The 9,835-nt window shown below is 64.6% G+C and carries 11 protein-coding genes; 1 reads left to right on the top strand and 10 read right to left on the bottom strand.

The genetic code is table 11. The features are described 5' to 3' along the window. Window positions 1-257 precede the first annotated feature (257 nt). The 6 genes from GT613_RS11235 to GT613_RS11210 all read right to left on the bottom strand — a co-directional run bounded on the left by GT613_RS11235 (window position 258) and on the right by GT613_RS11210 (window position 4,556). Complete coding sequence (locus GT613_RS11235; protein WP_226843991.1) at window positions 258-740, bottom strand: hypothetical protein; 483 nt, start codon at window positions 738-740, stop codon at window positions 258-260. 163 nt (window positions 741-903) lie between these two features. Further along, entirely contained in the window at window positions 904-1,311 is a 408-nt protein-coding gene (locus GT613_RS11230) for a MerR family transcriptional regulator (RefSeq protein WP_009608699.1), read from the bottom strand. 55 nt (window positions 1,312-1,366) lie between these two features. After that, window positions 1,367-1,816 carry a dUTP diphosphatase gene (dut, locus tag GT613_RS11225; RefSeq protein ID WP_009307017.1) on the bottom strand — a complete coding sequence of 150 codons (450 nt, stop codon included), beginning with the start codon at window positions 1,814-1,816 and terminating at the stop codon, window positions 1,367-1,369. After that, a complete protein-coding gene (nrdR, locus tag GT613_RS11220) occupies window positions 1,813-2,259 on the bottom strand; it encodes a transcriptional regulator NrdR (RefSeq protein WP_009307018.1) in 447 nt (148 codons plus the stop codon). The genes dut and nrdR overlap by 4 nt, the downstream gene beginning before the upstream one ends. A gap of 104 nt (window positions 2,260-2,363) precedes the next feature. Beyond that, window positions 2,364-3,878 carry an ATP-binding cassette domain-containing protein gene (locus GT613_RS11215; RefSeq protein WP_009608613.1) on the bottom strand — a complete coding sequence of 505 codons (1,515 nt, stop codon included), beginning with the start codon at window positions 3,876-3,878 and terminating at the stop codon, window positions 2,364-2,366. Window positions 3,879-4,271: 393 nt separating this feature from the next. After that, the gene (locus tag GT613_RS11210; protein ID WP_009608652.1) at window positions 4,272-4,556 is read right to left on the bottom strand and encodes a hypothetical protein; all 285 of its coding nucleotides are present in this window, start codon (window positions 4,554-4,556) and stop codon (window positions 4,272-4,274) included. A 124-nt stretch (window positions 4,557-4,680) separates the two neighbouring features. Between GT613_RS11210 and lexA the strand changes: the two genes are divergently transcribed. Then, window positions 4,681-5,319, top strand: a complete 639-nt coding sequence (gene lexA / locus GT613_RS11205) for a transcriptional repressor LexA (RefSeq protein ID WP_009307021.1) — start codon at window positions 4,681-4,683, stop codon at window positions 5,317-5,319. Between the two features lie 233 nt (window positions 5,320-5,552). Here lexA and hflX read toward each other — a convergent pair whose 3' ends face one another. The 4 genes from hflX to GT613_RS11185 all read right to left on the bottom strand — a co-directional run bounded on the left by hflX (window position 5,553) and on the right by GT613_RS11185 (window position 9,758). Next, on the bottom strand, window positions 5,553-6,863 hold the full coding sequence (gene hflX, locus GT613_RS11200) for a GTPase HflX (RefSeq protein WP_009608635.1): 1,311 nt from the start codon (window positions 6,861-6,863) through the stop codon (window positions 5,553-5,555). Between the two features lie 193 nt (window positions 6,864-7,056). Then, window positions 7,057-8,037, bottom strand: a complete 981-nt coding sequence (gene miaA / locus GT613_RS11195; protein WP_009608628.1) for a tRNA (adenosine(37)-N6)-dimethylallyltransferase MiaA — start codon at window positions 8,035-8,037, stop codon at window positions 7,057-7,059. After that, a complete protein-coding gene (gene miaB / locus GT613_RS11190; protein ID WP_009608604.1) occupies window positions 8,018-9,397 on the bottom strand; it encodes a tRNA (N6-isopentenyl adenosine(37)-C2)-methylthiotransferase MiaB in 1,380 nt (459 codons plus the stop codon). The genes miaA and miaB overlap by 20 nt, the downstream gene beginning before the upstream one ends. Window positions 9,398-9,407: 10 nt before the next feature. Continuing rightward, a complete protein-coding gene (locus tag GT613_RS11185) occupies window positions 9,408-9,758 on the bottom strand; it encodes a stage V sporulation protein S (RefSeq protein WP_009608622.1) in 351 nt (116 codons plus the stop codon). Between the last annotated feature and the right edge of the window lie 77 nt (window positions 9,759-9,835).

Here is a 9,835-nt window from a genome sequence, read left to right as displayed (position 1 = left end):
GACCTCGAAATTGAAAAGGTAGAAGTAAACAGCCCTCTGATCTGCATAAACGTTAACTTACGAGAATTCAATCAACGCTGGTCGAAAAAATCCTGAATATCTGTATAACTTTACATAACGTATATTATCAATAAAATAGATATTTGAGAAGCGGTCAGGGGAGTTTGGGCTGGCGAGCATTCGGAAGCAAAAAGCAAAGCGCTGCGGGTTCCGTGCATAACCTGCAGCGCTTTATGCGGTTTCGACAGCGGATAAGTTTATCCCCAGGTCGAGGTCGATCCTGCAGCACCGATCCCGGCATCCGTCACAGCTCCCGCGTAATCGCCGCTTTCCATCATCTCGAGTACTACGGGCATCATCAGATAGAACGAAATCGCGTTGAGAGCGAACGCCACGCCGCACACGGCCATGCCGACGATCGCCGAGCGCTTGAGACGCTGCGCAAGCGCGGATACGTCCGTGCGCTTCTCGATGAGCTTGTTCAACTTGCGGAGCGCGATGATGGCGCAGACCAGTCCCACGCCGCTGAGAAGTACGCCGCCGATGAACAGCGACACGGGTCCGGCCACGCTCGCCACCATGACCATCGTCTGAGCCTTTTTCAGCTCGCGAAGGTCGTTCATGTTCGACGACGGAACCGGGACGCCGTTAAGCGTCGTCTGCCGGCTGCGATCGTCAGGCTCGCGCCCGGGATCGCGCCCTTGAGGCGGCTCAGGCGGCCTATGTTCGTTGTCAGTCATGCGCTCTTTCCCTATTTCTCAAAATTTCATAGCCATTGACCTGGGGTTTTGCAAACGAGGCTCTGAGAGCCGTTCTAAGGCCCTATTTTGCCTTCGGACGAGTCCTAGGTCATGGAAATCGCGGTTCTTCAAACCGGATTCGGCGAGTACTATACCACGAAGGTCATCGAGACTTTCTATCCGTCGACAATTCCACACCTGCGGCGCTCAACCGCTTCAAGCTCTCGTCGAGCTCGGCTCGCTGGTACTCGAGCACCGTCTCCTGAGCCCGCACGATGGCCAGCCGCTCGTCGCGCGTCGCCGCGCCGCGGCGCTGCAACTTCACGTAATACTGGATGCCCTCGATCGACAGGCCGCTTTTCCGAAGCGCATCGACGAAGTACAGCTGAGCCACATCCGATTGCGAGAACGTGCGGACGCCGCGCGCATCGCGCGCCAGTTCGGGAAAGAACCCGCATTTGTCGTAGTAGCGAATCGTGAACGCGGAGATGCCCGTCATGTCGGCGACTTCGCTGATGCCGAAGCATGGCAGCGTGTTGTCGGCTTGAGCTCCGTGCTCGCTCGCGTCCATCGATGCCCCTTTCGCTCTTGCTTAGAGTAACTCTAAGCGGGTGGAAGGATCAGGTTCAAAGACTCACGCCGCTGCTGCCGAACCCGCCCGCGCCGCGCTCCGTATCCGGCAGCTCCGCGCACACGTCGAACGCGGCATCGGGCACGCGCATGACGACGAGCTGCGCTATGCGGTCGCCCCGCTTGATCGCGAACTCGCTCTGCGGATCGAGGTTGACCAGGATGGCCTGGATCTCACCTCGATAGTTGCTGTCGATCAGGCCGGGTGCGTTGACCAGCGATACGCCGTGCTTGATAGCCAGCCCGCTGCGCGGCAGCACGAACCCGGCGTACCCGCTCGGAATGGCCACGGCGATGCCGCATGGGACGAGCTTGCGTTCGAAGGGCTTCAAGATGTCGTCGCAGGTGGCGCGCAGATCTACGCCGGCATCGCCGACGTAGGCGTACGCAGGTACGGGCAGGTCGGGGTCGATCTGCTGCAAAGGAATCGAAACGCGCTCTATCAACGCAATCCCTCCAATGCGGCAGCGAACTCCTCGACGTTGCGGAAGTCCTTGTACACGCTCGCGAAGCGCACGTAGGCGACGTCGTCGAGCTTGGCGAGGCGCACGAGCACCATATCGCCCAGATCCTTCGAACCGATCTCGTTACGGGAGGCGTTGCGCAGCTCCGCTTCGATGCTGTCGATGAGCGAGGCAATCTGCTCGGGCCCGATGGGCCGCTTCGCCGCGGCGTTGAGCAGGCCGCGCATGAGCTTCTGACGGTCGTAGGCCTCCGACGATCCGTCAGCCTTGATGACGATGAGCGGATTGTCGCCCAGGCGTTCGTAGGTGGTGAAACGACGTCCGCATTCGAGGCATTCGCGGCGCCGGCGAATGGCCGTGCCGTCTTCGGAAGGCCTCGAGTCGACCACTTTCGACTCTGGATTGCCGCAGGAAGGACAACGCATACTTGCTCCTTTGCCGATTTTGGGTTCAGCCTAACATACAATATATAGTGGTTCAATCAACATGTCGGATTCGCGCAAAAAACCTGCACGAGAAGCGCTCCTTCCTATCGGACAACGCGCACGTGAGTATCGCCCAGCCCAACCTCCCCTTTCTCCTGCTCGACCTCGAACACCCAGCGCTCGTCTACGAGCGCGTCGAGGAACTGCTCGTCGTGCGACACGAGCACGAGAGCGCAGGCGCAATGACGCAACACGTCCTGCAAGGCCTCGATCGAGCGTATATCCAGATGGTTCGTCGGTTCGTCCATGACGATGAGGCGAGGCGACGAGAGCAGGCTACGCGCGATCATGAGCTTGCGCACCTCCCCCGGGCTCAGCTGCTCGCCGTCCAACACGCGCTCCGGAGGCGATTCCAGCCGCGCTGCGATGGAGAGCACGCGGCCCCGCTCGGCCGTCGGGAGCGCCCGCAACTCGACGAGCAACGCGCGGACCTCGTCGTCGGGAACCTCCTGCGGAAAGTACGCCACCCCCTCCTCCAACGTCACCCGGCGAAGCAAGGCATGGAGCAAGGTGGACTTCCCCGCCCCGTTTTTGCCGACGAGCCCGACTCGATCCTCGTTGCCCAGGTACAGCTCGGGATGATGCAGCATGCGCTCCGGGCCGAGCGGTATGCTGCCTGCGGGGAGGCGGGCGAGCACCTTGCGGGGCGCGGGCGCGGCGTCCAGCTCCAGGGAGCCGCGGCGCTCCTTCTTCGCATCGAGCGCCTCGAGGCGTTTCTCGGCCACGCCTATGCGCTTGTCCATCTGGGACGAAAGCTTGCCCGCCTTGCCGTCCTGTCCCGTATAGACGGCGAGCTTGATCTTCGCACGGCCGTCGCGGTCGTGTCGATCGAGATGCCGCGCCGAGCGTCGGGCGGCCGATCGCGCGGCCACGCCGTCGCGCCGCACGCTCTCGGCCTTGATACGCGCCAGCTCGCCGCGCGCCTGCCGGCGCTCGGTTCGCACGGTATCTTGGCGCAGCTCGAGCTCCCGGCGCGCCTGGGTGTACGTCCCCGGAATAGCGAGCGCTCGGCCGGCCTCGACGAACACGCACGACTGCACGAGCTCGTCGAGCAGCGCGCGATCGTGCGACACGAGCAGGCCGACGCCCTTGAACGAGGCGAGCGCCTGCGCGACGAGGGCGCGGGTGGGCGCGTCGAGGTGGTTCGTCGGCTCGTCGAGCGCCAGCACCTGCGGCTCCGCAGCGAGCGCGCAGGCGATCTGGATGCGCTTGCGCTCGCCATGGGACAGCATAGCGTAGCTCCAGAGCTGCTCGTCCTCGATTTCCAATAGCGAGCGCAGCTTCACCGCCGTCGAACCGTAGTCGCAGGCGAACTCCTCGAGCGTCTCCGGAGGCGTCGCGGTCGATTGCCGGCACACCGCGCCGCGCACGCGGGGCGTCACGGCGCCTTGATCGGGTGCCAGGGTGCCGCAGATGCAGTGCACGAGCGTGCTCTTGCCAGCGCCGTTCGGCCCGACGATGCCCGTCCAGCCGCTCGCGAACGCGAGCGAGACGTCGTCGAGCGCAGGCTGGTCGGCGCCTTCGTAGGTATGGGAAAGATGATGGGCGGTAACGAACATGGCGACCTCCGTCTAAGAGGCGCACGGGTGGCTCTGCTCAGCGTTCGGCGATGCCGATGAAGGAAGGCCGCACGGATCGGAAGAGGAAGAAACGCGAGGCGAAGTCGAGAACGATGACGAAAGCGCACCCGATGCGGCTGATGAATGAATGCAAGGGGTGAAAAAGGGCTTTCGTTATCGCTTCATGTTCCGTTTCTCCTTCGCGAAGCGCCCGTCCGCATGAGGATGCGTCGGCGCGGCATGATTGGCTGCTCGCCCGAGTCTAGCACGCCGCAAGCGGCGCGTAAACCCCCGAACGGACGCGCCTCCGGGGTGGCGGAGGCGCTACGCAGCCGCAGAAACGCAGCATCTGCGGGTTATGGAACGGCCGCGCGGGGCCGGGAAAGGTCTCGGCTAGAACCCTGCGAACAGGCTGGCGAGTGCGAGCGCCGCGAACACGCATCCGCCGACGACCGCCTGCCAGCGCTGCACTCGGCCGAACGCCACGCCTTGCGCCGAACCCGTGCGCACGGCCGAAACGATGGAGGCGCCGTCGCGGACGGCGCGCACGTCGCGGTCGGGCAGAACCGCATGCTGGGGGAACGCTATGATGCGGGCGCGTCGAGCAGGCGCCGAATCGAGCTTCGGTTGAAGGGCCGACGTTCCCTCGACGGGACAGTTCATCTCAAAATTCTTCATTTTGTGGCCTCCTGCTCTTGCGTAGAACCTTTGTTCGCGTATATAATAGGTCGAACAAAGGTTCATGTCAATAGAAATTTCATACATTTGTTCGATAGGCGTAGAGGCGACGAAAGGATTACCTATGGCCGAGAAAGTGACGAAGCGCCAGCAAGCGGTGCTCGACTGCATCGAGGAGTGCATTCGGGAGAAGGGATACGGCCCGACCGTGCGCGAGGTCTGCCAGAGCCTCGGCCTCTCCTCCCCCTCCACCGTGCACGTGCACTTGAAGGCGCTCGAGGAGAAGGGCCTCATCAAGCGCGATCCGCTCAAGTCGCGCTCCATCGCCCTCACCTACCAGCTCGAGGACGCCGCGCTGGCCACCAACGTGGTGCAGCCCAGCTTCAGCAACATCGTGAACGTGCCCCTCGTGGGCAACGTGGCCGCCGGCTCCCCCATCCTCGCCGAGGAGAACATCACCGACACCCTGTCGCTTCCCACCGAGATCGTGGGCGACGCCCCGTCGTTCTTGCTCTCCGTGCGCGGCGAGAGCATGATCGAGGCGGGCATCAATGACGGCGACTACGTCGTGGTCAAGGAGCAGCCCGTGGCGAACAACGGCGACATCGTCGTGGCCATCATCGACGACGGGGCCACGGTGAAGCGCTTCTTCAAGGAAAGCGACCATATCCGCTTGCAGCCGGAGAACTCCACGATGGATCCCATCATCACCACCGACTGCGCCATCGCCGGCAAGGTGGTCGCGGTCTTCCGCCGCCTGTAGCGGCGAACCGCACGCTGGTCGTCAGCTTGATCGAACCGCGAAGCCCTGCCGCAATCCGACCGCTTCGGCAGGGCTTTTCCGGCTTTTCCGAACGTGCCGCTGCGCCGGTTCCCGCTTTCGCCGTCCGATAAGGCGCCGCCGCAGACCGACCGCAAGAACGAAGCGCCTACCCTGCGACGAAGCGAGCCGCCCCGGGTCGATGCCCGGGGCGGCTCGCTTACCTTAGAGTTACTCTAATCGACCGTGTAAGGACGGAACATGCTCGCGAACGAAGGAGCCGCCAGCATGACGATGCGCGTGCCCTGCTCCTCATGGGTTTCCGACAGGATGTGGCATCTTTCGTGCGCCACCGACACGAGGTCGCCGCGGTTGTAGGGAATCAGCACGTCGAGATGCTCGTCTTGCGCCGAGGCGACGCGGGCAACGTGCTCCACGAGCTCGCCTACGCCCTCCCCCGTCGCCGCCGATACGAACTGAGCCTGCGGATGGCGCGCTTTAAGGGCGCCGAGGCGCTCCTCGCCGAGCAGGTCGCACTTGTTGAACACGAGCACGCGCGACAGGTCCTGCGCGTGTATCTGCCCGAGCACGTCCTCGACGGCCGCGATCTGCGCCTCGTACTCGTCCGACGAGGCATCCACCACGTGCAGCACGAGGTCGGCGCCCGTGATTTCGTCGAGCGTCGATTTGAACGCCTCGATGAGCGTGGTCGGAAGCTTCTGGATGAACCCGACCGTGTCGGTGACGGTGATCTCGCGGCCCTCGGGAAGCTCGAACTTGCGCGTGGTGGAGTCGAGCGTGGCGAACAGCTTGTCGTACGCCAGCACGTCCGCATTCGTCAGCCGGTTGAGCAGGCTCGACTTGCCGGCGTTCGTGTAGCCGGCCAGCGCCACCTTGAACATGCCGCTTTCGTAACGGCTCTCGCGCTGGACGGCGCGCACCTCGGCCAGATGCTTGAGCTCGCGCTTGATGGACGTGATGCGCTTGCGCACCATGCGGCGGTCGACCTCGAGCTGGCTCTCGCCTTCGCCGAAGCGCGATCCCACGCCGCCGCCCATGCGGTTGGAGGCCAGGTGGGCCCACATGCCGCGCAAGCGCGGCAGCAGGTACTCGTTCTGGGCGAGCCGCACCTGCAGCCGGCCCTCCTTGCTGGTGGCGTGCAGGGCGAAGATGTCGAGGATGAGCGCCGTACGGTCGATGACCTTCACGTCGCGGCCCATCGCCTTCTCGAGGTTCGCCTGCTGGGAGGGCGTCAGCTCGTCGTCGAACACGACGAGGTCGGCCGCGTGGGCGCGCGCAAGCTCGGCCACTTCTTCGGCCTTGCCCGTGCCCACGAACGTACGCGGATTGGGCGCGTCGAGCTTCTGCGTGGTGGTGGCCACCGCGTCGGCGCCTGCCGTATCCACGAGGCGCTCGAGCTCGGCGAGCGACGATGCCAGCGGCCACGTGGAGCCGGGGCGATCCACGCCGACGAGCACGGCGCGCTCGCGGCGCTCTTCGGAGATCGGGGTCATGCCCCGCGTGATGACTGATTCGAATTCCGTCATGGATCCAACCTTTCGATGCAGAGACGAGCACGCCGGCATCGGCGTGCGAAGACAGTCGGAAGCGGCGGCGAGCCGCTAGAGAAACGCGTGCGCTGTCTGCATGATAGGTGCTCCGATCTTGAACGGTTCGACGGCAGGAGTGTGCCCGTGGCTTCGTATCATATCACAAGCGTTCCTTCGTCTGGAGAAACCGTCAGGCAACGCCGTCATCAAGCAGCTCGAGCGCTTCTTCGACGAGCGACGGAATATCGCGCGACGTCGCATCGAGCCACCGGATACGCGCGTCCTTGCGGAACCAGGTGCGCTGCCGCTTCGCGTAGCGGCGCGTGGCCAGCTTGATCCGCTCCACAGCCTCGTCAAGAGAGATGAACCCGTCGAGAGCCTCCACGATCTCCTTGTACCCGATAGCCTGCGGCGCCGTCACGCCTTCGCGAAAGCCCCTGTCGAGCAGCCCTTCCACTTCCGCCACGAGACCCGTCTCCACCATGGCGTCCACCCGCGCGTCGATGCGCGCGCGCAGCACGTCGGGATCCACCGCCATGCCGAAGAAGACGGCCGGAACCAACTGCGGGATGTGAGCGAGCTTGGCGCGCTGTTCGGCGTAGGTCGTGCCCTCCTCTAGCAGCTCGAAGGCGCGCACGACGCGCTTGACGTCGGCGGGCGGGATGACGGAGGCGCTGGCCTCGTCGCGCGCCGCCAGCAGCTTCCACAGCGCCTCGGCGCCCTGCTCGCGCGCCAGGGCCTGGTAGCGTTCGCGAACGGGGTTTCCCACCTGCTCGCCTGCGGGAAAGTCGTAGTCGTCGACGGCTGCGCGCACGTAGAAACCGGTACCGCCGGCCAGCACGCAGCGGTTGCCGCGCGCGTCGATGGCACGGAAGCGATCGCGCGCATAGTTCTGGAACAGCGCCGCGGAGAAGGGCTCGCCCGGGTCGACGAGGTCGAACCCGTGATGCGGCACGAGGCGCTCGGACGCGGGAAGCTTGCCCGTGCCGATGTCCATGCCGCGGTAGATCTGCATGGAGTCGGCGCTGATCACCTCTCCGCCCAGCTCGAGAGCCAGCGTTTGGGCGAGGTCGGTCTTGCCGGATGCCGTGGGCCCGACGACGCAGACCGCCGGAGCCTTCAGCGGATACGGTGCTCCCCCGCCCGTCGGATCAGCGCCCGTCCGCAGCATCGGGCCCGTCCACGATCTCGCCGGCGAGATACCACGTCTTCGCCTCGTCCACGCGCACGCGCACGGTGCTGCCCGCAAGGTCCTCCGCGCGCACGCCTGCCGGCGCTGGCGCGTGGACGGTCTGGTTCTTCGGACTCTTGCCTGCCAGCAGGCGCTCGTCGCGCTTCGACGCGCCTTCCACCAGCACGTCGACCGTGCTTCCCAAATCGCGCTGGTTCGCCTCGAACGCGCGCTGTTGCACGAGATCCACCAAGCGGTCGAAACGCTGCTGGATCACCTCGCGCGGTGTGTCGTCGTCCATAGACGCAGCCGGCGTGCCCTCGCGCTTCGAATAGATGAACGTGAACACCTGGTGGTAGCCCACCTCGTCCACGAGGCGGTACGTGTCCTCGAAGTCCTTGGCGGTCTCGCCGGGGAATCCGACGATGATGTCGGTGGACAGCGCGATGTCGGGTACGTCGTCACGCAGCTTCGCGACAAGCGCGCGGTAATGATCGCGCGTGTAGCGGCGGTTCATGGCCGCAAGCACCGCATCCGAGCCCGACTGCACGGGAAGGTGCAGCGCCGGCATGAGCGAGCGCAGCGTGGCGAACCTGCCGACGACCTCGTCGTTGAGATCCTTCGGGTGGCTGGTGGCGAACCGCAGGCGCTCGATGCCCGTCTGGTCGAGCGCGTCCAGCACCTGGGCGAAGCGCGGCGAGCCGTACAGGTCGCGCCCGTAGGAGTTCACGTTCTGCCCCAGCAGCGTGATCTCCTTCACGCCGGCGGCCACATAGCGCTCGGCCTCGGCCACGATGTCCTCCAACGGCCGCGACTTCTCGCGTCCGCGCACATACGGAACGATGCAGTACGAGCAGAAGTTGTTGCAGCCGATGGTGATGGGCAGCCATGCCGCCCATTCGTGCTCGCGCGCCGTAGGCAGCTCGGTGGGGAACGATGACGCGGCATCGAGCACCTCCACCTGATGGCCGCCCTCTTCGAGCGCCGCTTCCAGCAAACGCGGCAGCGACCCCAGGTTATGGGTGCCGAAGACCACGTCGAGGTGCTTCAGCTCGTCGACCAGCTTCTCGCCATCGCGCTGGCCGATGCATCCGCCCACAGCGACGATGCGCTTCGACAGCGGCGTGCCGGCGCGCAAGGGGACGTTCTTGAGCGAGGCCACCTGGCCGTACAGCCGCGTGTCGGCGGCTTCGCGCACGCAGCAGGTCATGAACGCCACGATGTCGGCATCCTCGATGGCGTCCACCTGCAGCGCTCCCATGCCCTCGAGCATGCCGGCGATGCGCTCTGAGTCGTGCTTGTTCATCTGGCACCCGAACGTGCGGATGCAGAACGTCAAGTTCGTAAATGGTGTATGCATGGGCTCGTTTTCAGCGAATCTCGGGGACGGGACGGTGGGCATCGTCGCCTAGAGGCTGCGCGACGCCGCGCGTATAGCGCGGATCCACCGTGAAGCGTATGGCAGTGCGGTACTCGCCGTCGATGACGATGTCGGCGAACGACGGTACGCAGGCGATCTCGATGCCGATCGGAGACAGGAAGCCGCGGGAGATGGCGATGGCCTTGACCGCCTGGTTCACCGCACCGGCGCCGACGGCCTGGATCTCGACGCTTACGCCGTCTTTCACCATGCCGGCAATCGCTCCGGCAACGGAGGCGGGCGACGACTTCGATGATACCTTCAAGCAGCCAACGTCTGGCTTTTGTTCGGAAGTGGACATGCCTATCCTTTGTCGTTGGTAGTCCGTGTGGTTCGTCTTGTATGCTGCGTTAGGATTCCGTTGTGCTATAGATAGGT

This window comes from Eggerthella sp. BIOML-A4 (assembly GCF_009875575.1).
In the GTDB taxonomy this organism is placed as follows: Bacteria; Actinomycetota; Coriobacteriia; order Coriobacteriales; family Eggerthellaceae; genus Eggerthella; species Eggerthella lenta.
Note: the sequence above shows the minus strand (reverse complement) of the source record. Positions and strands in the feature narration are given on the sequence as shown.

What these genes read in the sequence shown, in the direction of transcription:
- GT613_RS11215 (WP_009608613.1), bottom strand. Translation starts at nt 3,878, where the DNA reads ATGTTCGTTACCGCCCATCATCTTTCCCATACCTACGAAGGCGCCGAC.
- miaA (WP_009608628.1), bottom strand. Translation starts at nt 8,037, where the DNA reads ATGCTGCGGACGGGCGCTGATCCGACGGGCGGGGGAGCACCGTATCCG.
- hflX (WP_009608635.1), bottom strand. Translation starts at nt 6,863, where the DNA reads ATGACGGAATTCGAATCAGTCATCACGCGGGGCATGACCCCGATCTCC.
- GT613_RS11230 (WP_009608699.1), bottom strand. Translation starts at nt 1,311, where the DNA reads ATGGACGCGAGCGAGCACGGAGCTCAAGCCGACAACACGCTGCCATGC.
- GT613_RS11210 (WP_009608652.1), bottom strand. Translation starts at nt 4,556, where the DNA reads ATGAAGAATTTTGAGATGAACTGTCCCGTCGAGGGAACGTCGGCCCTT.
- GT613_RS11185 (WP_009608622.1), bottom strand. Translation starts at nt 9,758, where the DNA reads ATGTCCACTTCCGAACAAAAGCCAGACGTTGGCTGCTTGAAGGTATCA.
- nrdR (WP_009307018.1), bottom strand. Translation starts at nt 2,259, where the DNA reads ATGCGTTGTCCTTCCTGCGGCAATCCAGAGTCGAAAGTGGTCGACTCG.
- GT613_RS11235 (WP_226843991.1), bottom strand. Translation starts at nt 740, where the DNA reads ATGACTGACAACGAACATAGGCCGCCTGAGCCGCCTCAAGGGCGCGAT.
- miaB (WP_009608604.1), bottom strand. Translation starts at nt 9,397, where the DNA reads ATGCATACACCATTTACGAACTTGACGTTCTGCATCCGCACGTTCGGG.
- lexA (WP_009307021.1), top strand. Translation starts at nt 4,681, where the DNA reads ATGGCCGAGAAAGTGACGAAGCGCCAGCAAGCGGTGCTCGACTGCATC.